The sequence below is a fragment of the Halorubrum laminariae genome, from assembly GCF_024494655.1.
Taxonomy (GTDB): domain Archaea; phylum Halobacteriota; class Halobacteria; order Halobacteriales; family Haloferacaceae; genus Halorubrum; species Halorubrum laminariae.
In genome coordinates, this window is the sequence record NZ_JANHDL010000003.1 from 427,325 (window position 1) to 451,910 (window position 24,586).

23 protein-coding genes and 1 pseudogene are annotated in these 24,586 nt (G+C 66.0%); 15 read left to right on the top strand and 9 right to left on the bottom strand.

From position 1 onward, the window contains the following. Nucleotides 1-65: 65 nt before the first annotated feature. Nucleotides 66-2,225: a type II secretion system F family protein gene (locus NO887_RS08215; protein ID WP_256417979.1), complete on the bottom strand. Its 2,160-nt coding sequence runs from the start codon at nt 2,223-2,225 to the stop codon at nt 66-68. Then, on the bottom strand, nt 2,222-3,922 hold the full coding sequence (locus NO887_RS08220; protein WP_256417980.1) for a type II/IV secretion system ATPase subunit: 1,701 nt from the start codon (nt 3,920-3,922) through the stop codon (nt 2,222-2,224). The genes NO887_RS08215 and NO887_RS08220 overlap by 4 nt, the downstream gene beginning before the upstream one ends. Before the next feature lie 135 nt (nt 3,923-4,057). Between NO887_RS08220 and NO887_RS08225 the strand changes: the two genes are divergently transcribed. The 3 genes from NO887_RS08225 (at nt 4,058) to NO887_RS08235 (ending at nt 5,038) form a co-directional block, all read left to right on the top strand. Then, a complete protein-coding gene (locus NO887_RS08225; RefSeq protein WP_256418021.1) occupies nt 4,058-4,510 on the top strand; it encodes a DUF5793 family protein in 453 nt (150 codons plus the stop codon). A gap of 76 nt (nt 4,511-4,586) precedes the next feature. Beyond that, a complete protein-coding gene (locus NO887_RS08230; protein ID WP_256417981.1) occupies nt 4,587-4,790 on the top strand; it encodes a type II toxin-antitoxin system HicB family antitoxin in 204 nt (67 codons plus the stop codon). Next, nucleotides 4,787-5,038, top strand: a complete 252-nt coding sequence (locus tag NO887_RS08235) for a type II toxin-antitoxin system HicA family toxin (RefSeq protein WP_256417982.1) — start codon at nt 4,787-4,789, stop codon at nt 5,036-5,038. Before NO887_RS08230 ends, NO887_RS08235 begins: the two co-directional genes overlap by 4 nt. 110 nt (nt 5,039-5,148) lie before the next feature. On the opposite strand, the gene NO887_RS08240 is transcribed toward NO887_RS08235, so the two are convergent. Continuing rightward, on the bottom strand, nt 5,149-5,985 hold the full coding sequence (locus NO887_RS08240) for an SAM hydrolase/SAM-dependent halogenase family protein (RefSeq protein ID WP_256417983.1): 837 nt from the start codon (nt 5,983-5,985) through the stop codon (nt 5,149-5,151). A 44-nt stretch (nt 5,986-6,029) separates the two neighbouring features. Continuing rightward, nucleotides 6,030-6,560: a nicotinamide-nucleotide adenylyltransferase gene (locus tag NO887_RS08245; RefSeq protein ID WP_256417985.1), complete on the bottom strand. Its 531-nt coding sequence runs from the start codon at nt 6,558-6,560 to the stop codon at nt 6,030-6,032. 170 nt (nt 6,561-6,730) lie between these two features. Here NO887_RS08245 and lonB point away from each other — a divergent pair, with 170 nt between their 5' ends. From lonB to NO887_RS08260, 3 genes are all read left to right on the top strand, one after another. Then, entirely contained in the window at nt 6,731-8,989 is a 2,259-nt protein-coding gene (gene lonB, locus NO887_RS08250) for an ATP-dependent protease LonB (RefSeq protein WP_256417986.1), read from the top strand. Between the two features lie 56 nt (nt 8,990-9,045). Beyond that, nucleotides 9,046-9,828, top strand: a complete 783-nt coding sequence (locus NO887_RS08255; RefSeq protein WP_256417988.1) for a CBS domain-containing protein — start codon at nt 9,046-9,048, stop codon at nt 9,826-9,828. A gap of 78 nt (nt 9,829-9,906) precedes the next feature. Continuing rightward, entirely contained in the window at nt 9,907-10,101 is a 195-nt protein-coding gene (locus NO887_RS08260) for a cold-shock protein (RefSeq protein WP_256417989.1), read from the top strand. A gap of 124 nt (nt 10,102-10,225) precedes the next feature. Here NO887_RS08260 and NO887_RS08265 read toward each other — a convergent pair whose 3' ends face one another. The 3 genes from NO887_RS08265 to NO887_RS08275 all read right to left on the bottom strand — a co-directional run bounded on the left by NO887_RS08265 (nt 10,226) and on the right by NO887_RS08275 (nt 13,285). Continuing rightward, a complete protein-coding gene (locus tag NO887_RS08265) occupies nt 10,226-11,173 on the bottom strand; it encodes an oxidoreductase (RefSeq protein ID WP_256417990.1) in 948 nt (315 codons plus the stop codon). Nucleotides 11,174-11,278: 105 nt separating this feature from the next. After that, nucleotides 11,279-12,022 carry a fumarylacetoacetate hydrolase family protein gene (locus NO887_RS08270; protein WP_256417991.1) on the bottom strand — a complete coding sequence of 248 codons (744 nt, stop codon included), beginning with the start codon at nt 12,020-12,022 and terminating at the stop codon, nt 11,279-11,281. A 54-nt stretch (nt 12,023-12,076) separates the two neighbouring features. Next, the gene (locus tag NO887_RS08275; RefSeq protein ID WP_256417992.1) at nt 12,077-13,285 is read right to left on the bottom strand and encodes a sensor histidine kinase; all 1,209 of its coding nucleotides are present in this window, start codon (nt 13,283-13,285) and stop codon (nt 12,077-12,079) included. Nucleotides 13,286-13,500: 215 nt separating this feature from the next. Here NO887_RS08275 and NO887_RS08280 point away from each other — a divergent pair, with 215 nt between their 5' ends. Then, complete coding sequence (locus tag NO887_RS08280; protein ID WP_256417993.1) at nt 13,501-14,223, top strand: metal-dependent hydrolase; 723 nt, start codon at nt 13,501-13,503, stop codon at nt 14,221-14,223. Between the two features lie 26 nt (nt 14,224-14,249). Here the strand turns inward: NO887_RS08280 and NO887_RS08285 are convergent, their stop codons facing one another. Next, on the bottom strand, nt 14,250-14,909 hold the full coding sequence (locus NO887_RS08285) for a DUF1405 domain-containing protein (protein ID WP_256418022.1): 660 nt from the start codon (nt 14,907-14,909) through the stop codon (nt 14,250-14,252). 212 nt (nt 14,910-15,121) lie between these two features. Between NO887_RS08285 and NO887_RS08290 the strand changes: the two genes are divergently transcribed. The 8 genes from NO887_RS08290 (at nt 15,122) to NO887_RS08325 (ending at nt 24,460) form a co-directional block, all read left to right on the top strand. Continuing rightward, entirely contained in the window at nt 15,122-18,547 is a 3,426-nt protein-coding gene (locus tag NO887_RS08290) for a type II/IV secretion system ATPase subunit (protein ID WP_256417994.1), read from the top strand. Nucleotides 18,548-18,574: 27 nt separating this feature from the next. Next, complete coding sequence (locus NO887_RS08295) at nt 18,575-20,605, top strand: type II secretion system F family protein (protein WP_256417995.1); 2,031 nt, start codon at nt 18,575-18,577, stop codon at nt 20,603-20,605. After that, complete coding sequence (locus NO887_RS08300) at nt 20,595-21,203, top strand: DUF7287 family protein (RefSeq protein ID WP_256417996.1); 609 nt, start codon at nt 20,595-20,597, stop codon at nt 21,201-21,203. The genes NO887_RS08295 and NO887_RS08300 overlap by 11 nt, the downstream gene beginning before the upstream one ends. A gap of 2 nt (nt 21,204-21,205) precedes the next feature. Further along, entirely contained in the window at nt 21,206-21,850 is a 645-nt protein-coding gene (locus tag NO887_RS08305) for a DUF7288 family protein (RefSeq protein WP_256417997.1), read from the top strand. Then, nucleotides 21,838-22,773 carry a DUF7261 family protein gene (locus NO887_RS08310; RefSeq protein ID WP_256417998.1) on the top strand — a complete coding sequence of 312 codons (936 nt, stop codon included), beginning with the start codon at nt 21,838-21,840 and terminating at the stop codon, nt 22,771-22,773. The genes NO887_RS08305 and NO887_RS08310 overlap by 13 nt, the downstream gene beginning before the upstream one ends. Beyond that, entirely contained in the window at nt 22,766-23,263 is a 498-nt protein-coding gene (locus tag NO887_RS08315) for a DUF7266 family protein (RefSeq protein ID WP_256417999.1), read from the top strand. The genes NO887_RS08310 and NO887_RS08315 overlap by 8 nt, the downstream gene beginning before the upstream one ends. Further along, nucleotides 23,260-24,054 carry a DUF7289 family protein gene (locus NO887_RS08320; RefSeq protein ID WP_256418000.1) on the top strand — a complete coding sequence of 265 codons (795 nt, stop codon included), beginning with the start codon at nt 23,260-23,262 and terminating at the stop codon, nt 24,052-24,054. Before NO887_RS08315 ends, NO887_RS08320 begins: the two co-directional genes overlap by 4 nt. An 85-nt stretch (nt 24,055-24,139) precedes the next feature. Then, nucleotides 24,140-24,460, top strand: coding sequence for a transcription factor S (locus NO887_RS08325; protein WP_256418001.1), 321 nt, complete (start codon nt 24,140-24,142; stop codon nt 24,458-24,460). A gap of 3 nt (nt 24,461-24,463) precedes the next feature. Here NO887_RS08325 and NO887_RS08330 read toward each other — a convergent pair. Then, nucleotides 24,464-24,586: pseudogene (locus NO887_RS08330) on the bottom strand (IS630 family transposase); the annotation flags it as partial.

Consider the following 24,586-nt stretch of genomic DNA (forward strand, 5'->3'; position numbering starts at 1 on the left):
CTGGCGGCCTGCGAGGCGACGCGGCGCGGACGCCCTGGCGTATCGCCTCCGAGGTCGGCGCGGCCTCAGACGAGGCCGATCAGGAGGAAGGCGACGAGCGTCACTGCGAGCAGCACGACGACGTGTTTCACGCCGTCACGGACCGATCCCTCGCCGAGCTGTCCGGCGACCAGCCCGGAGCAGACCGCCTGCACCGCCGCCGCGTGGAAGAACAGCTGCTCGTAGGCGAACGCCTCGATGTCGCCCAGCCCGTCCACGATCCCGGACTGGCCGCCGGGGAGGCCGCCGCCGGCTGGGTCGCTCGGGATCGCCGCCGACTCGACGGCGGGAATGAACGACACCGAGAGCGCGGCGATGATCCCGAGGAAGACGAAAAAGGAGATGTAGATCACGACGAGGTACGTGAGCATGACCTGCCGGCGCTCGCGCCGAAGCGACCACGTCGCGCGCGACTCTTCGGCGGCGATCCGGAGCACAGGGCCGATGTCGCCGCTCGCGTACATCGCGTTCGCGACGAGCGTGACCGCCCGCGAGACCATCGGCGATCGGACGCGCCGCTCCAACCGCCATAGCGCCGTGGCGGCGTCGGCTCCCCAGTCGATGTCGCGTCGCGTCCGTCGCACGTCCGCCGTCAGCGCCTCCAAGTTCGAGTCGGCCACGCGTCGGATCCCTCCGACGACCGAGGTTCCGGCCTCGTTGACGCTGGCGAGCCGATCGAGGAAATCGGGGACCGCCGCCTCCCGTCGCCGTACCCGGCGTTTGCCGACCTCGTAGACCGCCGCGTACGCGCCGAGCACGGCCGCGGTCGCAGCGATGAACGGCGTATCGAACTGATCGACCACCTCGGTGGGCGTTCCGCCCGTCACCGGAAGCACCGCCGCGAGGAATCCGACGAGGGCGACCGGCACGGCGACGACAAACACCGTGTGCGGCTCGGCGAGGACGCTCGCGAGCGGCGATTGTATCCACTCGCGGACCCCTCGGAGGCGGTCGTACACGCGGAGCCGCTCCCGGCTCGCCGTCCACGGATCGGTCGAGCCCCCGCCCGCGCGCTCGACGCCGGCCGCGTCCGGAGCGCGGGCCGTCGATCCGCCGTCGGCCTGTGTCGCCGCCGAACGGTCCAGCGCCGCGCCGCCGCGGGGCGACTCGCCGTCGGACGCGTCGGAGACGGTGACGGTCTGGGTGCCGCCCACACCCTGCGCGACGCTGTCCACGTAGATGACGAACCCGAAGGTCGCGAGGGGTAAGCCGACGTACACGACCACGCGGAGCAGCGGGAGCGTGTCCTGTAACACGAGCCCGATCACGACGAGGATCGTGATGAAAAACAGCGGCCCGGCGACGAGCGCGGTGACGTACGCCTCCGCGAACGTCGAGAGCAGTTCGAGGTACTGCTCCTGTTTCGACTCGGCCTCCTCTTGATACCGATCGTACTGATCGCTGAGAAACGTCGATATCGGCTGCCCGGTGCCGAGCACCGACGCGAGGTTCTCCGCGAAGTCGGCGAGATCCTCGCTCGGCGTCCGGCGTGCGGTTCGCTGGAGCGCGGTGAGCGCGTCGGTGCCGAACGCGTTCATGTCGCGCACCGCGATCGACAGCTCCGTCGCGGCCTCGCCGTAGACGGCCTCGTTCTCCGCGACCGTGTCCATCACCCGAGGGAAGGCCATCCCCGACCGCGAGAGCGCGTACATGAACGCGACGGTCCGCGGGAGCGTGGCGTCGATCTCCGTCGACCGCGTGTGAGCGCGCTGGCGCAGCAGCTCCCAGCGACCGTAGTACGTCCCCGCCGCGAGCACGCTTCCGACCGTCGCCGACGCGAACGCCAAGAGGAGGAACAACCGTAGCGGTCCAATCTCGGTGAGTCCCGCGACGCCGGCGAGAAACGAGAGCGCCTCGGGGAGCACGCCGCGCAGCGTCGCCTCGCCGACCTCCAGCATCGAGAGGAGCCCGCCGACGGCGTACACCGCGATGACGCTGCCGGCGACGCCAAGCACGCCGGCATATAAGAGCGTCTTGGACGCGTACACGCGGTGGGTCCCGGCGACGTGCGCAGCGCGAAGCCGGTCGCGCTGTCGTTGCCGGCGCTCGGCATCGGTGACGACCGCGTCGCCGAACGCCAGCAGCGCGATTCGGGTGACGAACAGGTTTGCCCGGCGGCTGACTGCCGGAAGCAACACGCCCATACACAACGCGATCGCGACGATAAGCGGGAGGTACGCGATCATCCCTGTCCGACGCCGCCGTCGGTGGCTCCCGTCACCTCTTCGCCGTCGTCGGTGGCTCCCGCCCCGTCGCCAGCGTCGTCCCTCTCGTCGACGCGCGATTCGAGCCGCTCCATCACGCGTTCGGCGTCCGCGTAGTACTCGTTGACGAGAGAGGTGAACGTCCGGTAGTCGGTGACACCGAGGTCTCGGAGCAGTTCGAGGAAGCGCTCGCGGCGCTCGATCTCGCGGAGCAGCTCCGATCGAGACCATCCCCGCTCGTCGGCGATCTCGTCCATGAGCGACGAGTCGTTCCGTCGGAACTCGTCGCTGTCGGCGCGCCACTCGAACGCCGAGGAGTAGTCGAGTTCGCCGGTTCGCTGATCGATCCCGCCGATCTCGCCGATGGTCTTCGCGCGGCGCACGCGCTGCTCGCCTGACCGCGTCAGTGTCTGGATCGAGAGGATGTCGAGCGACTGCACCATCGCGCGCGGGACATTAATCGGCTCGTTCTCCAGCCGGTTGATCACCGTCTCGATCGAGTCGGCGTGCATCGTCGAGAACGTCGTGTGCCCCGTGTTCATCGCCTGAAACAGCGTGATTGCTTCGTCGCCGCGGACCTCGCCGACGATGATGTACTCCGGGCGGTGTCGCAGCGCGGAGCGGAGCAGGTCGTACATGTCGATATCGGTGCCCTCGTAGCGACGCTCACGGGTGACAGAGGAGAGCCAGTTGTCGTGGTACAAGGAGAGCTCTCGCGTGTCCTCGATGGTGAGCACCTTCGCGCGCGGCGGGACGAACATCGACACCGCGTTCATGGACGTGGTCTTCCCGGAGGCGGTGCCGCCCGCGAAGATGAGGCTCTTGTTGTGCTCGATACAGAGCCAGAAGTACGCCATCTGCTCGATCGAGAAGGTGCCGTACTCCACGAGATCGATCGGCGTGAACGGGTCCTCGGCGTACTGGCGGATGGTGAACGCGGAGCCGCGAGGCGTCACCTCCTCGCCGAGCGCGAGCTCCGCGCGCGAGCCGTCCGGCAGCGTCGTCTCCACGATCGGGTCGCCGACGGAGACGTGTCGGCCGGACTGCTGTGCGAGCCGGATCACGTAGTTGTCCAAGTCCTGTTTGCCGAACGAGACGTTCGTCTCGATGTCGGTGTACTCGTCGTGGTAGACGAATATCGGCAGGTCGTAGCCGTCACACGAAACATCCTCGATGTGGCGGTCGTTGAGGAGGGGATCGATCCGTCCGTAGCCGCGGAAGTCGCGGTAGAGGTAGTACGCGAGCGCGTGAAAGGTGTCCATCCCGGCGTCGACGCCGTAGCTTTCGAGCAGCGACTCTAGTTCCTCGCGGAGCGTCGCCGTGTCGGTCTTGCCGGTCCCTTCGCGGTAGAGAAGCGGGTCGCGGATGTCGTCGACGACGCGGTCGAGGAGGTCGGTCTCGAACCGGTCCAAGTTCGGCTCGACCGTGTAGTACCGGTGTTCGCTGTCAGCGTCGTCGTAGGTGACGACGACGTACGCGTACGGCGCGTTCACCCAGTATCGGTCGACTTCGCGTTCGCCCTCTGGGACTGTGAAGGACGCGACCGGGCCGTCCTCGCCCGGCCGAAACGGGCGGATATCGATGTCCACGCCACGCAGCGTCTCCCACACGCGCGCGAGCCGTCGCCGAAGGTGCTCGACGCTGCCTCCGGCATCGGTCCTACCGGTGTCACTCGCCATCTCGTTACCGATGGTATGCGCCGGGGCGATTTAAAATCCCCTCGGCGAATATTGGTACTGAGACCCGGTCGTGGTTGGGGAGGTCTCCCCGCCCGTCAAGTTGATACGGGACGGCCGCAAAGGATGAGACAGGCAATGCGGCGTGACTACTTCGAGTTGACCGTCGAGGGCGTCGACGACGCCCGGGCGACGCCCCTCGTCCGCATCGACTTCCGTGGACCCGAGGGGCTGTTGCGCAACCGCCTCTCGGACAGCGACGGCGATCTGCTCGACGCGAGCGACATCGACGTGGCGTATCGCCTCCGTGAGCCGCTCGCCGAGGCCGACGACCCCGACGGCGTCGTGGCCGTGACGAACCGGTACACCGGAGACTTCGTCCTCGAACTCAACGAGACCGCCACCGATGTCCTCCCCTTCATCCACGCTGCTCGCGACTCCGCGGGCGACGAAGACGCGCACTACCGCGTCGAGATTGACGTCGAGGGCGACCGGCTCGTCGCCTACGACAAAGACACGTTCCTCGTGTATGACCACGAGGGGAACCTCCTGCGAAACGAGAGCTTGATCCCCTCGGGCGTCGAACTCTGAGCGGTTCTACATAAGGATCGTTCCACCGACTCGGGTCGACAGAACGCTTATTCGGCCGTATCTACTACTGAAAGCTATGAGCACGGGCCACGAGATCCGCCTGATCGAGGAAGACGATGGCGGCTGGTCGGCGATCCACGAGGAGTTGAACGTCGCCAGCCAAGGCGAGACGCGTGAGGAAGCCCTCGCGAACCTCGACGAGGCGGTGGAGTTGACCAAAGAGGCCCGCGAGGCTGACACGGACGCACCGGAGCCGGACGCCCCGTGGTTCGAGGGATGAGTGGCCCGCCTCGAAACTTCTCTGGACGAGAGATCGTCGGCGTTCTCGCTTCATTCAATTACCGTAAAGACCGCCAGCGCGGGAGCCACGTGGTTCTGAAGTACACGAACCCAGACACTGGCGAGGTCCGAACTGTCACCGTTCCGCTGCACGACCGGGTGAAGATCGGGACGCTCCAGTCCATCGCCGACCAGTGCGAGGCGGAGGATTTCGACGCGTGGTGTAACTGGATCGACGAGCATCGCTGATCACTCGAAGAAGACTTCACCGGATTTGGCGAAATTGCCCTCGTCGCGGAAGATCTCGCAGACGACTTGCTGGTGATCGTTTGGCCCACTCAGTCGAGACAGGCCGATTCTCACAGACTCACGTTGTCGGCGACGAACCGCACCGAGTCACCGGGACGCGCGTCGAACGCGCCGTCGCCGCGGCCGTCGTTCACGTCGCACTCGACGTAGCCGTGGCTCCCGACGGTGACGAGCCGCTCGCCGGGATCGACCGCACCGAACGTCTCGACGACCGGCGTGAGGTCGCCGTCGACGCGGATCCAGTCGCGCTCTGCGATCAGTTCGCCCGGCACGTTGGTTATCACGTTCCCGAACCGATCGATCGCGAGCACCTCGCCGTCGACGGCGGTCACGCCGTCGTCGTCGCGCTCGACGCTCGGCTCTGGAAAGACGAGGTCGACCGGGTCTGGCGCGGGCGAGAGGTCCTCCAGTCCCGCGAGCGCGTCGACGACCGCCGTCGGTCCCATCTCCGAAACGGATCCGTCCGTCTCGTCGGCGAGCGCCCCGTGGACGCGCGCCGCGGTCGGTGCGAACACGTCGCGACCGTGAAACGTCGCGCTCGGCGGATCATCAACGTCGATCGTCCAGATGTCAACATCATCCTCGGCCGCCGCCAGCGCCCGCGCGGGCGGCATTGCGAGGCCGTTGTCGGGAGCGACGACGACGTGCGAGCCGGCGCGAACGACGAGGGCGTCGCGCCCGGTCCCGACGCCGGGGTCGATCACGGCGCAGTGGACCGCCGGGGGGAACTCCGGGAGGACGAACCGGAGCCAGAAGGCGGCCGCACGCGGGTCGCCGCGGGGCAGGTCGTGGGCCACGTCGATCAGTTCGGCGCTCGTGTGCCGGCGGATCACTCCCTTCATCGCGGCGGGATACGGCGAGCCGAAGTCGGAGGTGAGCGTGATCACACGCGATCCGAGTCGGGCAGGTGCTTAAAAGGGGCGGCGTCGCGTCACTGATCCGACGGTCCCGCGCCGTTCGAGTCGGTCTCTGCGATCCGTCGGATCCGCTTTACGCCGCCGATCTCCTCGACGACGCTGACGACGGCCTCGGGGACGAGCGTCTCCCAGTCGCGGCCGTGAATCATACGCTCGCGGAGTTCTGTCCCCTCCAACACGTCGCGGCGAAACATCGGCGACTGGCGCACCTCGACGCCGGCCTCCTCGAACAGCCGGACGACGAGCGGGTTGTTCGAGTACGCCACCTCGAACCGCGGCGTCATGCTCTGGACGTGGCTCACCCACACGGAGTTGCGGTCGAGGTCCTCGATGGGGACGACGTAGGTCGTGACCGGGAGATTCTCGACCGCCTTTGTCACCATCATCACGCGCTCGCCGGCGGTGAACGGGTTTCGGGTGGTGTGAGAGTCGCCGGCGGAGCCGATCCCCAAGACGAGTTCGTCGACCTCCGCCGCGATCTCTTCGACCATGTGTTGATGACCGTCGTGAAACGGCTGGTACCGCCCGATGTAGAACCCGCGCATGGATCGACATACTGCGGGCCTCGTTTATAAACTTCGTGAGACCACTTCGTCGTCGTTTTCGAGGTCGTAACAGCACCTACGTGGCGATCTGTCGGATTCACCGCATCGGCCGCCGGGGAGAAAGTATATCAGTTGCCGACCCTTCGTTTTCCGTAGCGACACCCGATTCTATGAGTAACGAAAAGGACACGAACGACCCGCCGACCGGGGACTCCGAGCGTCGCGAGGACGCCGGCTTCGAGGAGTCGGAGCCGACGGACGACGGCGACGACGCCCCGAACCACTCCGGTGACGCCGGGTCAGCGCCCGACGACTCGCCGGAGTCGCCGAGCGACGACTCCGGCGGTGACGACTCAGCGGAGGTCTGGGACGACACCGTCGTCATCGAAGACGATCCGAGCACCGACGGCGTCAGGACGGGACGAGAGGAATCGAACGGAGTCGCCTCCGACGACGCCGAACCGACCGACGACGGCGGCATCGACGATCTCGGCAGTACGGTCGAAGTCGAGGGTGCCGAGATCGACGACGATCCCGACGAAGACGACCTGCTGGGCGGCCTCAAGATCGACACGACCGCAGAACTCGAGATCCCGGATCGACTCGTCGACCAAGTGATCGGGCAGGAACACGCCCGCGACGTGATCATCAAGGCGGCCAAACAGCGCCGCCACGTGATGATGATCGGCTCGCCCGGGACCGGGAAGTCGATGCTTGCGAAAGCGATGTCCGAACTGCTCCCGAAAGAGGAGCTACAGGACGTTCTCGTCTACCACAACCCGGAAGACGGTAACAAGCCGAAGGTACGAACGGTCCCCGCAGGCAAGGGCGACCAGATCGTCGAGGCGCACCGCGAGGAGGCGCGAAAGCGCAACCAGATGCGGTCGCTTCTCATGTGGATCATCATCGCCGTCGTGTTGGGCTACGCGCTCATCATCGTCGGCCAGATTCTCGTCGGAATCATCGCGGCCGGCGTCGTCTACCTCGTCTTCCGCTACCTCAATCGTGGTTCGGACGCGATGATCCCGAACCTGCTCGTCAACAACGGTGACACGCAGACCGCGCCGTTCCGCGACGCGACTGGGGCACACGCTGGTGCGCTGTTGGGCGACGTGCGGCACGACCCGTTCCAGTCCGGCGGGATGGAGACGCCAAGCCACGACCGTGTTGAGGCCGGGGCCATCCACAAGGCGAACAAGGGCGTGCTGTTCGTCGACGAGATCAACACGCTCGATATACGGAGCCAGCAGCACCTCATGACGGCGATTCAGGAGGGCGAGTTCTCGATCACGGGCCAGTCCGAGCGCTCCTCTGGCGCGATGGTCCAGACCGAGCCTGTCCCCACCGACTTCGTCATGATCGCGGCGGGGAACCTCGACGCGATGGAGAACATGCACCCGGCGCTCCGGAGCCGAATCAAGGGATACGGCTACGAGGTGTACATGGAAGACACGATCGAGGACACCCCCGAGATGCGCCGGAAGTACGCTCGGTTCATCGCACAGGAGGTCGCGAAGGATGGTCGCCTGCCGGAGTTTACGGCCGAAGCCGTCGAGGAGATCATCCTTGAGGCCAAGCGGCGGTCGGGCCGGAAGGACCACCTCACGCTGAAGATGCGGAACCTCGGCGGGATGGTCCGCGTCGCCGGCGACATAGCCCGCGGCGAGGACGCCGATCTGACCACACGCGACCACGTGCTGCAGGCGAAGGGGCGCTCGCGCTCCATCGAACAGCAGCTCGCGGACGACTTCATCGAACGCCGGAAGGACTACGAACTGCAGGTCTCCGACGGCTATGTCGTCGGCCGCGTCAACGGCCTCGCCGTGATGGGCGAAGACTCCGGGATCATGCTCCCGGTGATGGCCGAGGTCGCGCCCTCGCAGGGCCCTGGCGAGGTCATCGCCACGGGCCAGCTGAAGGAGATGGCGCAGGAGTCGGTGTCGAACGTCTCCGCGATCATCAAGAAGTTCTCCGACGAGAACATCTCGGAAATGGACATCCACATCCAGTTCGTGCAGGCGGGTCAGCAGGGCGTCGACGGGGATAGCGCGTCCATCACGGTCGCGACCGCCGTGATAAGCGCGCTGGAGAACGTTGGCGTCGACCAGAGCCTCGCGATGACCGGATCGCTGTCGGTGCGGGGCGACGTGCTTCCCGTCGGCGGCGTCACCCACAAGATCGAGGCGGCCGCGAAGGCCGGCTGTACCCGGGTCATCATCCCCGCCGCCAACGAGCAGGACGTGATGATCGAAGACGAGTACGAAGACATGATCGAGGTCATTCCGGTGAGCCACATCAGCGAGGTTCTCGACATCGCCTTAGAGGGGGAAGCCGAGAAGGACTCACTCGTCTCCCGACTCAAGTCGATCACCGGGTCTGCGCTCAAGGAGAGCAACGTGTCGAGTCCGTCCAGTCCGAGTCCGCAGTGAGACGTAGCGAGCAGTAGCGCCTCCCTTTTTAACCCACGAGGGCTTTATCATCGCCGATGAGCGGCAAACCGACCGTCGACGAGTACATGACCCGCGATGTCGAGACGGTGAGTCCGGACGAAACCGTCGGGACGGTCGCGCGTCGCATGGCCGAAAGCGACGGACACAACGGATTTCCGGTCACGCAGGGTCGGACCGTCGAGGGGTTCGTCTCGGCCGCCGATCTCCTCCTAGCCGACGACGACGCGCCCGTGTTTACGGTGATGTCCGACGACCTCGTCGTGGCGCACCCGGACATGAAAGTGACCGACGCCGCACGGGTCATTCTCCGATCCGGAATCCAGCGGCTTCCCGTGGTCGATGACGCCGACAACCTCGTGGGTATCATCTCAAACACCGATGTCGTCCGGTCCCAGATCGAGCGGGCAACCCCGAGCAAGGTCGGGAAGCTGATGCGGACGCTCGAACAGATCCACGGCGTCCCGCTCACGGAGGAGCGCCGCGAGGTCCGACTCACCAACCTCACGCCGACGCAGGCGCGAGTGTACGCCGACGAGCTGGAGGGACGCAAGTACGAGTTGGAACGAGGGCTCGCGGAGCCCCTCGTCGTCATCGACAACGACGGGACACTCCACCTCGCGGACGGCCACCATCGGGTGATGGCCGCCCACGAGAGCGGCATCGAGACGATGGATGCGTACGTCATTGTCCCGGACGTTCGAATCGATCTCGGCATGGCCAAGACCGCCGAAAAAGAGGGACTCGACGACATCACCGACATTGAGATCGTCGACTACGCTCGCCACCCCCTCGTGGAAACGACGAAACGGCTGCAGTGATATCGACACGCTGAGCCGCTGGTATCCGGCTGTGGATACACAACACTTATCATGCAGTCAGGAGTACCTCAACGTGCGATGGCGACAGGCAAGGTCGACTTCTTCAACGACACCGGCGGCTACGGATTCATCGAGACTGACGACGCTGACGAGGACGTGTTCTTCCACATGGAAGACGTCGGCGGCCCGGATCTCGAGGAGGAACAGGAGGTAGAGTTCGAGATCGAGGAGGCCGACAAGGGGCCGCGAGCGACGAATCTCACTCGACTGTAAGCGTCTCACCGGCTGTAGACTCCGGGTAACGCCGGTACGACGCTCCCGTACAGCACGCACACCGCGTCTCGTGTATATCATCATCGCGAGTGACTGCCACACCGATAGCTGCGTGGGCGCGGCCTCAGAGCGAGAGATCCACGCCTGTCGCCTCGACCGAGAACTCCCAGAGGCGGCGGGCGTCGTCGAGGTCGTAGGACGCGTCGTTTGACCGCCCAACGGTCGGCGCTCCGCGCATGTTCAGGAGGCCACCCGGCTCGACATACGCGCCGCCGTCGACATCGCCCGTCGCGGCGTACAGCAACGGGAGCGCGCCGGTCGTAGCGTCTTGGCCGAACACGGCGTTCGCGACGCGCATGACGACGGCAGCGAGAGGCGTCCCGCTCTCTTCTGCGGTCCGTAGCTGGAGGTTCGTTGCGGCGTATCCCGGGTGGCACGCGACGCTGCGAACGCCGAGGGCGTCGGCGGCCGCGTCGATCCGTCGCTGGAGTTCGTAGGCGAAATGCAGATTCGCGAGCTTGCTCCGGCCGTACGCGCCCCACTTGTCGTACGACTCCTCCCAGTTGAGATCTGAAAAGTCCATCTCGCCGCGCTCGTGTGCGCCGGACGACTGGGTGACGACGCGCGCGTCGTCGACGCCGTCGGCCGCCACGAGCAGTGGAAACAGCCGACACGTGAGCGCGAAGTGGCCGAGGTGGTTGACGCCGAGTTGGGTCTCGAAGCCGTCTTCGGTCTCACGTCGTGGGATCGCCATCACGCCAGCGTTGTTGCACAGCGTGTCGACAGCGTCGTAGTCGTCAGCGAGTCCTTTGGCGAACGACGCGACGGAGGTGAGCGAAGCGAGGTCGCACTCGCGCACGTCCAACGCGCCGTCCACCTCGCCGCCGGCGTCCGAACGGATCTGGTCGGCGGCGTCCGCGCCGCGGTCGACGCTGCGACACGCCATGACGACCGTCGCCCCCTTCGAAGCGAACGCCCGGGTGGCCTCGAATCCGAGCCCGCTGTTCGCGCCGGTGACGACGACCGTCTCTCCGTCCAACCGCGACATCTCGTCGGTCGTCCATCCTGCCATGTGCTACCCGAGACGCGTCACCACAAGAAACCTGTCGGCGACGGCGTCACGCGAGCACGTTCGGCGTCGAGCCGAGTCGGACACGAGACCTGCACGCCGCGTCGATCAGGGAATCCGCACGTCGTGTTCGAGGACGCCGACGCCTTCGACTTCGACTTCGACGGTGTCGCCGTCGGAGAGCGCGCCGACGCCTTCGGGCGTGCCGGTCGCGATCACGTCGCCGGCTTCAAGCGTCATGTACGTGGTGATCTCTTCGATCAGCGTCGGCACGTCGAATATCTGGTGGGCACGGTCGCTCGACTGCTTCGTCTTGCCGTTCACGCGGAGTTCGACGCTCGCGTCGTCGGGCACCTCGTCGGGGGTGGCGAGGACCGGTCCGAGCGGCGCGGCGTTGTCGAACGCCTTCCCGCGCACCCAGTTCTGCTCGCGGTTCTGGTCGTCGCGGTTCGAGATGTCGTCCATGCAGGTGAAACCCGCAACCACGTCCATCGCGTCGTCGGCGTCGACGGCCTTGCACTGCTCGCCGATGACGACCGCGATCTCGGCCTCCCAGTCGATTCGGTCTTTGCCGGCCGGGACGGTGACGGTGTCGCCGTGGCTCGCGAGCGCGTTCGGCGGCTTCAAAAAGAGTAGCGGGCGGTCGGGCACGTCGTTTCCCAGCTCCGCGGCGTGATCGGCGTAGTTGCGGCCGATACACACGATCTTCGACGGATCGGTCGGCGGCAACACGTCGATCTCTGGCGAGTCGAGCGCGTACTCCTCGTCCGCGAACGCGACGGTGTCGCTCGCGGGGTCGTAGGTGCCTTCGCGGATCGATCCGGCTGGGTCGCGGAACCGTACGCGGTGCATGGTCAGCGATTGCGAGGGCGTGGCACAAAGCGTTCCCGGTTCGGGCGGCGATCCTCACCGCCGCCGGAGGCGGATCGAGACGTCGTTGCCGCCGAGATCGCTGGCGGCGAATGAAAGCTCTCCGCCGAACGTCTCGACTGTCAGTTCGGTCAGCCAGAGCCCGAGTCCGCTCCCGTGATGCGTCGGCGTGATCGCCTCGCCGTCGAGGATCACTTCACGCTCGTCGGGCGGTATTCGCGGGCCGTCGTCTTCGACGTGGAGGATGGCCCACTCTTCGCGCGTGTCGTCCGTCGCGGCCGCGTCGTCGATACTGACGCGGACCCGCGGCGTCGCGCTCGGGTTGTGTTCTATCGCGTTGTCGACGAGGCTATCGACGGCGTATCGCAGACGGCTGTCCCCGATCACGGACGCCGACTCGGGCAGCGAGAGGGATATCTCGGCCGCGGGCGAGCGCTGGCGGTGATCGTCGACGACCGACCGGACGAGCGGGACCGGGTCGATCTCGTCGCCCTCCTCGGCCGGTCGCCGGAGGACCCGCCGGATGTTGCTCGCCTCCTCGGCGAGGTGCTCCAGTTCGTGGGCCGCCCGCTCGATCGTCGCCGCCACGTCGACCGTTTCGGGATCCTGACGATCCATCTCGGCGAGCAGCCGCGTCGTGTGTCCCGCGACGACGTTCGCGTTGTTGCGGATGTTGTGTCGGAGGATGCGGTTCAACACCTTCAGTCGGCGCTCGTTCCGCGATATCTCCGTGAGATCGGTGTAGACGGCGAACCCGCCGTCTCGCGCCGCGCCGGTTCCCTCTGCGTACGGCACGCCCCGATACAGGAACTCCCGGAGTCCGGTCGCCGTCTCGCGTTTAACCTGTTGGTAGTTGACATCACCCGCGACAGAGCGCTCGTCGAGTCGACGTGCCTCTTCAAGTTTCCAGTCGGGGACGATCCAGTCGTTGAGCGACCCGCCGCGTATCTCGTCTGGGTCGTAGCCGAAGATATCAACGAACGCGCTGTTCACTGACCTGACGATCGGTTCGCCGTCGACGAAATCAAACTCGACGACAGCGTCCTGCACGTGTTCGATGAGGTGTCGATAGCGGCCCGGGACACCGCCGCGGTCGGAGCGGTCCACGCGCACCGGGTCGCCGTGGCGGTCGTCCCCGTCTGCGGACGTCGACCCCTCGCAGCGGTCGTCTCCGGCGTGTCTGTCCGCCCCGTCCTCGCGTCCGTCGGCCTCGTCGTCTCCTCGATCCGATCGGTCACGCACCATGCTGTGGCTCCGAGGTCATCCGGTTTTTCTACGATGATCCGGTTGTTAAGCGTGTAGTCGGGGGTCGTTATTGCGATGTCGCGGCGAAGAAGTGATCGAACAAAATATTTCACTCCCCTTTCGTGTGGAATGGTCGCCACTCGTGGCTGTTTTTAGAGCGGGTTCACCGCGGTGTCGGATTTTATTAGTGTCCGTCGAGATGGCTTGACCGGACTATGGAACTCACCTGGCACGGCCACTCGACGTGGCACGTCGTTGTCGACGACACGGAGTTGCTCATCGACCCGCACTTCGACAATCCGAAGACCGACGTGGACCCCGAAGAGTTGGACCCCGACTACCTCCTGTTGACGCACGGGCACACGGACCACATCTCGGACGCGGACCGCTACGAGGACGCGACGGTGGTCGCGACGCCGGAACTCACAGGCTACGTACAGGACACCTTCGGCCACGAGAGCGCGGTCGGCGGCATGGGAATGAACATCGGCGGTACCGTCGAGTGCGGCGACGCGTGGGTGACGATGGTGCGCGCCGACCACTCGAACGGCATCGACACCGGCTACGGAACCTCTGCGGGAATGCCCGCCGGGTTCGTGATCGGCGACAAGAAGCCGACACAGGAGTCCGACTCTGACTGCACGACGTTCTACCACGCCGGCGACACGGGACTGATGTCGGAGATGGTCGACGTGATCGCGCCGTACCTCGAACCCGACGCCGCCGCGCTCCCCGCCGGCGACCACTTCACCATGGGTCCGGCCGGCGCGGGGATCGCGGCCGACTGGGTGGGCGCTGACGTGGTGTTCCCGATGCACTACGACACGTTCCCGCCGATCGAGATCGACACGCGGGAGTTCGTCAGCGAGGTGAAGGCCGCGGGGGCCGCCGCGGAGCCGGTGGTGCTCGACGGCGACGAGACCTACGTCTTGGAGTGATGGCGGAGTGAGGCCGGAGCGTCGCCTCACAACCGGCGGAACGACCGGCTCGCGAGTGCGATGGCACCGACTCCGATCGCGAGGGTCGCGCCCGCCAAGACCGGCCCGGGCTCGTACAGCAACGGCGGGTGGTACCCGAGCCCGTAGTCGACGGCGGTATTGACGCTGGCGAGCGCGAGCGCCGCCGCGAGCGCGCCGCGCGTCGTCCGCCCGAACGCTGGAAACAGCAGCGCGAGGCCGACGAAACAGAGGTGCGTCCCGATCACGCCCCAGTAGTAGACCAGCGCGTCGGGCGCGGCGAGGTACGCGCCGACCGCGAGGTTCAACGAGACGAGCGGCCAGAGACCGAACTGGACGAGCCAGACGAACGCGACGGTGTGGAGGTACACCAGCGGGCGCGACGCCGGTGCGTCGTCGACGACGCTCTCGCCGGCTCGAACCGTCGGAACGATGCTCGCGAGAACGCCTCCGCCGAGCGCGACTGCCACGGCCGAGTCCGCGTACAGCGGCCACAGCCACACGGGGACGTCGCCGGCTGTCGGGGCGTAGTAGCCGACGCCGCCGACGAACATGAACGCCGTGAATCCGAGGACGACCGCGAGGCTCCGTGGCGTCCCCAGAAGCTCCGCCGTGACGGCCGCGCGGACCCGGCTTCGGACCGCCGGATCGCGGAGTCGTCCGAGCAGCGTTCTGGCCGTCGTCAGGTGATCGCGATCGCGACGTGACACACCGAGTGATCTGTACGCCGCTGACGTAAAACCGCTCCTCCCATGCTGGAGGTATGTCCTCCCGACACGCCAGTTGCGGTGAAGACGTGTTCAGTCGCTGACGCGTGGTGATTATCACTCGCGGATTTTTGCGAGACACCTTTTTTAGTGCTCGTGGATTTCTCGAACTTATGACCACAGAGGACGCTGAACGCTCTCCTCCGTCGCCGGACGGTGCTGCGGGATCGTCGGCGTTCGACCCGCCTGCTTCGGCGGGGCAATACTCGTGGCGTTGCTTTTTATCAGATATCGGCCGAGAAGACGCCGTTGTGACGCTGTACGACGATATCGAAAACGACCCCGCCGTTCCGGCAAGCGCCGTTCGTGCCCGTGTTCCAGACGGTGTCGACCGCGTGACCCGCGTTGCCGGCGTTGACGAGCCGTTTACGAGCGACGGTGACGCTTCGGCCGTCGAACATGAGCGCGCCGGCGAGGAGACTCTCGTCGTCGATTCGGACGACGTGATCTGCAGTGCCGCGGCAGTCGTTCCGAACGGTGCGGACGACGAGTCTGGTCGAGTCGTCGTCGCCGGTGACGACGTGACGGTCATCCCGCAACGACAGCCGGCACCAGACGAGTGGGCGCGCGCCGGTCTCGACCCGAGCGAGTTTCTCGGATTTGACCCCGACGCGACGGCAGAGCGGCTGGCAGCGGGCGCGACTGCCGCCAGCCGCCTCCGATCCCACAGCGGCCTTGAAGACACACGCGCCGCCGAGGGGACGCCGATCGTGAAGGGCCGCTACACGTGGGACGACTACGCCGAGGAGTTCTTTTTCGACGAGGACGGGAATCCGCCGACCGATGAGGACGGAGTGTCCCGCGAGTTCGGACGCGCCGACAAACGGGAGGCGCTTGGATTCGATCCCGACCGGACCGAACCCCTCCTCGGGGCCGGCGAGAGCGCAGCGGCCGACCTCGCAGAACTTGTCGACGAGCGTACGGTGAACGTGAATCCCGACGTCGACGAGGACGCGTTCTTCTCGACCGACGACGGCCACGCGACGCTCGCGAACCGCTACGACTTAGAGAAGGCGGTACCGCTGCCGAAGAAGGCGCACTTTCGTGAGATCGAGCGGTACTGGGTGAACAAGCCGTACGCGTTCGTGATGGTGTTCCGGTCGACGAAGGAAAACGAGGTGAAGTACTACGCGGTGCAGCCGTACCGGACCGAAATCGAGACGGACCTCGTCGAGTTCCTCACCGGGAAGCTCCGTACGTCGATCAAGTACGCGGACGAGGCGATCGCGGGCGGCGACGAGACGTTCCGCGAGGGCGTCATCGTCGACGAGACGCTGACGCTGCTCGATCGGTACGGGCTCTACGACCACGCCGAGAGCGGGCGCGGAGCCGTCGACGACCTGATCGACGGCCTCGCCGACCGGTTCGGGTTCGACGCCACGGCCGGAATCGCTGGACGTATCGCGGAGTCACTGGGCTACGAGTCGCCGAGGGAGGGAAGCGCGGCAGGGACCGCTGTGCGCGCACGACCCGAGCCCGCGGTGCTCGCGGAGGACCCGGAGACGCTCACCGATCACCAAGTCGAGAAGCTGCTGTATTACCTCAAACGCGACTTCATCGGCTACGAGCGCATCGACCCGATAAAGTACGACATCAACGTCGAGGACATTTCCTGTGACGGCTACGACTCGCCCGTCTTCGTCTACCACTCCGACTACGAGCAGATCATCACGAACGTGTACCACGGGACCGACGAGCTTGACGACTTCGTCGTGAAGCTGGCCCAGCGCTCCGGGAAGGGGATCTCGAAGCGCCGCCCGCAGGTGGACGCCACGCTCCCCGACGGCTCTCGTGCCCAGCTCACGCTCGGCCGCGAGGTGTCCGACCACGGTACCAACTACACGATCCGCCAGTTCAACGACGTTCCGTTCACCCCGATCGACCTGATCAACTGGAAGACGTTCTCGCTCGACGAGATGGCCTTCCTGTGGCTCGCCATCGAGAACCACAAGAGCCTGATCTTCGCCGGCGGCACGGCCTCCGGGAAGACGACGAGCCTGAACGCCGTCTCGCTGTTTATCCCCTCGAACGCCAAGATCGTCTCCATCGAGGACACCCGTGAGGTCGAGCTTCCCCAGCGCAACTGGATCGCCTCTGTCACCCGACCGTCGTTCTCCGATGATGACAAGGGGGACATCGACGAGTTCGACCTGCTGGAGGCCGCGCTCCGTCAGCGCCCCGACTACATCGTGATGGGCGAGATCCGCGGCGAGGAGGGTCGCACCGCCTTCCAAGTCATGTCGACCGGCCACACCACGTACACCACCTTTCACGCCGACACCGTCGGCGAGGTGCTCAAGCGGTTCACCACCGACCCCATCAACGTCTCGAAGACGATGTTCACCGCCCTCGATCTGGTCTCCGTACAGACGTCGACGCGGGTGCAGGGCCGGAAGGTGCGCCGCAACAAATCGCTCACCGAGATCAACCACTACGACGCCGAGAACGACGAGATCAACGTTCAAGACGTGTTTCAGTGGCAGGCGGAGACGGACGAGTTCCTCCAGATGGGCGACTCGAACACGCTCGACGACATCATGTTCGACCGCGGGTGGAGCCGCGAGACGCTCGACGCGGAACTCCGGAAGCGTCGAATCGTGTTAGCGTACCTCATTGATCGCGGGCTCAACAGCTACGCGCAGGTGGCGGCGACGTTCCAAGCGTTCATCAACGACCCCGAGACGGTGCTCGCGCTGATGGCAAACGAGGAACTGGAGCGCTCGCTCGAAGATCTCCGCGAGATGGAATCCGTCCTCATCAATGTCGACCGCGACAAAGAGGCGATGGTCCCGCGCCCGGATCCAGACGAGGCGGGCCGCGCAGAGGTCGAATCTATCCTCGAAGAAGCAGAAGATCTGTTCGCCCAGTATCGCGGCCGGCTGCCAGACTCCGTCGCGGACGCGCTGCTCGACATCGCGCCCGCCCGCGACGTGGAGGCCGATCCGAACGCGACCCGCGAGACCCTTGCGTCGACGGCGCGGGAGGCGGCGACGCTCGACGACGCGGTGGTCGACGCCATCGGCGTCGAGTCGGACGCGCTCGATGCGGGCCTCCTCGACGGCACGGACTATCTCGACGCGGACTCTCTCGCCGGAACCGACGTTGACGGCGAGACCGATCCCGTTTCCTCCACGGGAACCGACGCCGACGGTTCATCCCCGTTGGCAGGGTCGTCGACGCCGTCGCGCCCCTCGAACACGCCGGATCACGACGCGTTCGAGGGCGTCGCCGACGCCACGCCCACGTCGGAAATCGACAGCCGATCCGGAGACGAGGAGGGCAGCGGCGACCCCGGTGGGATCGACTTCGACGAGCCTTTCGAGGAGGGGATCGACGTGTTGGGTCCGGCGGGGATCGACGGCGAGCGGGAGTCAGACGACGAAACGGACGAGGACGCGGTCGGCGGCGAGCGGGAGTCGGACGACGAGAAGACGGACGGTAGTGAGGTGTCTACCGACGAGGAGGAAACGGACGACGACGAGGAGGAGACGGACCGCAATTGGGGGTTTGGCACCGTCGATCCTCCCGAGGAGGGGTGAACTGATGCATCGAGCGAGGTTGGCCTTATGAGCGTCGATACGGGCGTTGGCGACGGATCCGTCGACGGCGACCTCCTCGCAGAGCTGTTTTACCCGGCGTTCGAACTGCTGTTCGATCCCGACGGCGACTTCGTCGGCGACGTGGAGCGAACGCTCGCGGAGGCGCGCATGCCCGATCAGGTCGAGATGTACGTCTCGCGGGCGCTCGGCGCGGGCATCCTCGTCGGCGGGGCCCTCTGGCTCGTCGGCACGCTCGTGGGATACGGCGTTTTCTCGTTGGGGCTTCTCGATCCGAGCTCGCTCTCGATCGGCGCGCCGGCTCCCACGCCGGCGATTCGGGATCTGCTGCGGTCGCTCGTCGTGCCGACTGCGATCCTCCTCAGCGGGATCGTCTTCGGCTCATTGGGCTTCGCGACGGGCTTCGGCGGGCTCGTCGCGATCCCGTACTCGCGGGCCTCGGCGCGAGAACGCGAGATCAACCTCCTGCTCGCGGACTCCGTCTCGTTCATGTACGCGCTGTCGGTCGGCGGGCTCAACCAACTGGAGATCCTCCAAGCGATGGCCACCGCCGAAGACACCTACGGCGAGGTCTCTCGCGAGTTCCAGAGCATCGTCAACGAAACCGAGTACTTCGGGACCGACTACCGGAACGCGATCCGCCAGCAGTCGATGGAAACACCCTCGGACGAACTCTCGCAGTTCCTCGCGGACATGCTCTCGATCGTCAACTCCGGCGGCGACATGGAGAGCTTCCTGAAGGACAAAAAGGAGAAACACCTCCGCACGTCGAAACAGGAGCGCGAGATGACCTTAGAGACGCTGGAGCTGTTCGGCGAGATGTACATGACGCTTTCCTTGTTCCCGCTTTTACTCATCATCATCCTCGTCATCATGGGGATGATGGGCGAGTCGGACGATCGGCTCCTGTACGCGACGGTGTACGCGCTCATCCCGCTGACGGGCGCAGGCTTCTTGGTGCTCGTCTCGACGGTGAAACAGGACGAGCCGGGCGACGGCTACCTCCAGCCGGACGGCGGCAGCGAGCGGCTCCGACAGACGAGCAAAGAGGGCCTCTTCCACTTCGGTCTGGTCGAGGCGTTCGTCGGGCGGTTCGGCGTTTTCGACCGGATCCGAGACAGAGAGGGGACGTACAAGACGATGCAGATCCTCGCCGCGCCCCACCTGTTCTTGCGTGACAACCCGCTGTACACCCTCGCGCTGACGGTGCCGACCGCGCTCGTCGTCGTCACCGTCGCCGCGATCGGCGGAAGCGCCCCGATGACGTTCGACGGGTGGGTCGCCCGTCCGGTGTGGTCGACGTTCGTCTGGGTGTACGTCCCCGCGTACTTGGTGTTGGTCCCGCTCGCCGTGTTCCACGAGTGGAGTCAGCGGTCGAAGCGAGCGATCACGGGAAAGCTCTCCGAGAGCCTCCGGAAACTCTCCTCGGCGAACGACACCGGACAGACTCTCCTCGAATCGGTCGAGACCGTCGCGGACACGTCGAGCGGGACGCTCGCCGAGGAGTTCGAGGTGATCCACGCCAAGGTGAATTACGGGATGAGTCTCCGGGACGCGCTCGTCGAGTTCAACAACGCGTACGCAGTCCCACGGCTGGCCCGGACGGTGAAGCTCATCTCAGAGGCGCAGGAGGCATCTTCACAGATCACGGACGTGCTGACGACGGCGGCACAGGCCTCCGAAAATCAGGATGACATAGAGCGCGATCGAATCTCCCGGACCCGGATGCAGGTGGCTATCATCGTGATGACGTACGTGACCTTACTCGGCGTGATGGCGATCCTCCAGACGCAGTTTATCGACGTGATGGGTGGGCTCTCCTCACAGGCCGATGGAGGCTCTGCGGGCGCGGGATTCGGCGGCGGTGGCGGCGTCGACCCCGACGTGCTCTCGCTCCTGTTCTTCCACGCGGTGACGCTGCAGGCGATCCTGTCGGGGTTCATCAGCGGGTACATCCGCAACGCCGACATCGTCTCCGGCGTCAAGTTCGCCGTCGTCCTGTTGACGCTCGCGTTGGGGGTGTGGATCTATGTGGGGTAATCGTCGCGGGCGGGCCAACCCGAGTCCGGGCGACCGCCGAACGCGACTCTCGCTCGGCGGCCGTCGCGCGCAGACGCCGATCGATTTCGCGGTCGGCGCGGGGGTGTTCCTGTTGACCCTCGCGTTCGTGGTCGCGTTCGTTCCGTCGCTTTTCGATCCCTTCGCCGCGGCCGACACGGCGTCCCCGCTTGTAAGCGATCGCGTCGCCGCCGGCCTCGCAGACGATATCCTCGCCGTGTCGCCCGCGGAACCGGGCGTGCTGTCGCCCGCCTGCACCGTCGCCTTCTTCGAACCGGACGAGGCCGATGCGGTCGATCTGGACGAGGCGGACTGTGCCGCAAACATCACCGCGAGCCCGGCCGCCCAGTTTCATCTCGATCGCGACGTGCAGGTCGTGATCCACGATCTGAACGAGTCGGACCCGAGCAAGCATCCGGCTGAGATCCCGATCGAGACCCGAAACGGAACCTTCGAGAACGTCGAACTCGTCCGGACCGACGGCGATCCGAACGCCGTCGGCGCGGACGAGGTCACCGTCTCACAGCGACTCGTCTCGATCCACGGCGACCAGTACCGCCTCACGGTGCGGGTGTGGTGACGATGGTGGGACCATCGGAGCGAAATGGAGGCGGACGGACCGACCGCGGACAGGCGCACACGCTCGAAGCGTTCGCGGCGGCCATCCTGCTCGTCACCGGGCTGACGTTCGCGCTGCAGGCGACCGCCGTGACGCCGCTTTCGGCCAGCACGTCGAACCAGCATATCGAGAACCAACAGCGCGCGGTCGCGGGCGACCTGCTGGCGACGAGTGCCGAGAACGGTGACCTCGAAGCCGCGCTGCTCTACTGGGACCCGGAGGCTGACTCCGAAGACGGGAAGTTCGTCGGGACCGGCGAATACGCCGCCCACACGGAGGGCGGGCCGCCGAACGACTTCGGCGAGACGTTGAACCGGACGTTCCTCGACAGAAGCATCGCGTTCAACGTGGTGATCCGTCACGGCGACCGCAACGAGAACCGAACCGCCATGGTCGACATGGGATCGCCGAGCGACAACGCCGTGACGGCGACGCGGTCGGTTGCCCTCCCCGAAGACGCCAACCTGACCGCACCCGGACACGAGGACACGACGCTCCGCAGACTGGCAGACGACACCGATCCCGGCGCGTTCTACGTCGAATACGACACCGCCGACGGCAACGTGTACGACTACGTGGAGGTGGAGATACTCGTATGGCGGATGTGACCGCGCCCGCCGCCGGCGACGATCCGAACCGTGGCCGCCTCCGCGACGACGATCGCGGCCAGCTCCTGTTAGTCGCCGGGCTGGTCATGGCCGTCTCGCTTGTGGCGCTCGTGGTCCTGCTGAACGCGAGCATCTACAGCGAGAACCTCGCGACGCGCGGCGTCGAGGCGGCAGACGGCGAACCCCTCGAAATCAGGGCTGCCGCGGTCGACGGCACCGGAACCCTGATCGACGCGACGAACCGCGGGCAGCCCGGCAGCTACAGCGCCGCGGAGACAGACATCGAAAACGGCATCGTGGATCTCGACAGACGGCTCGGCCGGACCGCGGCCAGACGGGGCGGAATTGCGAATCTGAGCTTGACAGACGATGAGCTTCGAGAGGGCCGGTACGTCACGGGGTCGCTGGACGATTCGTCGAACGTCTCTGCGGTCGAGCAGACGCGATCGTTCACCGTCGCTGCGGATACGTCGTCGACGGACGAAGATAACCCGTTCACCGTCGTGTTCAACCGAACCGGTTCGAACACCACGCACGAGGCGTACGCGTACGAGTCGAGTTCCGGCACGGTCGTCGTCGAGACGGGCACGAACGGGACGAACGTGACCGAAGCGTGTCGGATAGACGGCATCGAAGACAGCCGCGTAACAGTCGATGTCACGGGAGAATCGGTCGACGGCGAGTCGTGTCCCGGGATCTGGCCGACGGAACTCAGCGAGGAATCCGACGCGTACGTCATCGAGTTCGCGAACACCGCCGACGTCGACGCCGAGATGGCTGCGACCGTGCTCTCGGACGGATCTGTCTCCTCCTTGGAGACGACGCCGGCGGTGTACGACGCCACGCTCCGATTCCGCTACCGCACCGCAGACCTCCGGTTCGAGACGACGGTCCGGGTCGCTCCGGGTGAGCCGAATGACTGATCCGTTGTCCGATTTCGCCGGCGACGACCGCGCCGTGAGCGTCACCGTCGGCTACGTGCTGACGCTCGCGATCGGCGCGCTGTTGCTCTCCGGGGTCGTCATCGCCGTCGGCGGCGTGATCGACGCGCAGACGCAGCGGACGGTCGAGAGTGAACTCTCGGTCACCGGACAGACCGCGGTCGCGAACCTAGAGAGCGCAGACCGACTCGCCCGCGCCGCAGAGGCCGATCGCCCGGGGAGCGAGGGGGCCGTGACCGTCACCGTCGACGCCGACCTTCCGACGCGGATCGCGGGGAGGGGGTACCGGATCGAGATCAATTCGAGCGCGGTCGTGGTTCGGACCGAGCGCCCCGATGTCCGAATCGAGATCCCACACGCCGCGACCGGAGATGTGTCCGAGACGACCGTCCGAGGCGGCCCGATCCGTATCAGCTACGCCGTCGCCGACGAGGACTCCGAATCGGGAACGCTGGAGGTGACGGAGCAGTGAGCGACCGTTCTGGCCGCGCCCCGACGATCGCGCTCGCCGACGGCGGTCTCGTCGGGTTCGGGGACGACGACCGCGCCGTGAGTAACGTCGTAGGGTACGTCCTCGTGTTCTCGCTCGTCACCGTGACGATCGGAACGGTGTTCACAGTCGGGCTCGCGGGGGTGGAAGACAGACAGGAGGCGGCACGCGTCGCGAACGTCGAGCGGGCCTTCGAGGTGTTCGACGACAACGTCCGGGACATCCAGCGGTACGGCGACCCCAGCCGGTCGACCGAGGTGCGGTTGAACGGCGGGCGACTGGCCGTCGCCGACGCAGCAACGATATCGGTGGAAAACGAGAGCGGGGGATCGATAACGGGACCGATCACCACTCGTCCGGTCGAGTACACGAACGGTGACACGACGATCGCCTACGAGGCTGGCGCGCTGTTCCGGACCGACTCGGGAGGAACGGCGATGCTGTCAGCGCCCCGATTCGTCGCCGACGGGGAAACGGTCCTGCCGGTCGTCCGACTGTTCTCGGTCTCCGGGGCGACGACCGCCGCTGGCGACGACACCGTCCAGATCGAGGCTCGGACGCCGAATGACGGGAATATCGGCCGGTTCGAGGATTCAGACGACCCACACAAGATTCGGATCGAGTCGTCGAGAGCACCGGCGTGGGGTCGGTACTTCGAGCGCACCGTCGGCTTCGAAGCCGTCACCGCGAACGAGACCGTCGCGAGCGCGACGCTCACCGAGACCCCCGTGTACGTCCGCCGGATCGCTATCGACATCACGCTACGCGCGTGAATTCTGGTCTTGGTACGCAGTCGCGCTGTGGTGCGTGTGCGACCGCGATCCCGCCGTTTATATACGATCCGCGGTTGCTTCCGACATGAAGTTCTGCGACGAGTGCGGCTCGATGATGAAGTCGGGCGAGGGCGAAGACCACTGGGTGTGCGACTCCTGCGGCTACGAGATCGGACGCGAAGAAGCCGACGACGAGTGGACCACGGAGTCGCAGGTCGAATCGGAGATCGTGGACGTGAGCGACGCCGAGGACAAAGGACTCCCGAAGACCACTGCCCACTGCCCCGACTGCGGTAACGACCGCGCCTACTGGTACATGCAACAGATCCGCTCGGCCGACGAGTCCGAGACCCGCTTTTTCGTCTGTACCGAGTGCGAGCACAAGTGGCGTGAAGACGATCACTGATACTTAAGGACATAAATACTTAAATACATTAGGCGTTTTGAGCTGGTCGAGTGCAGCGAGCGCTGCCTCCTGAAGATCGTCGAGCGTCTGAAACAGTCGGTTGCCAAGTGCTCGATTGAGTCGTCT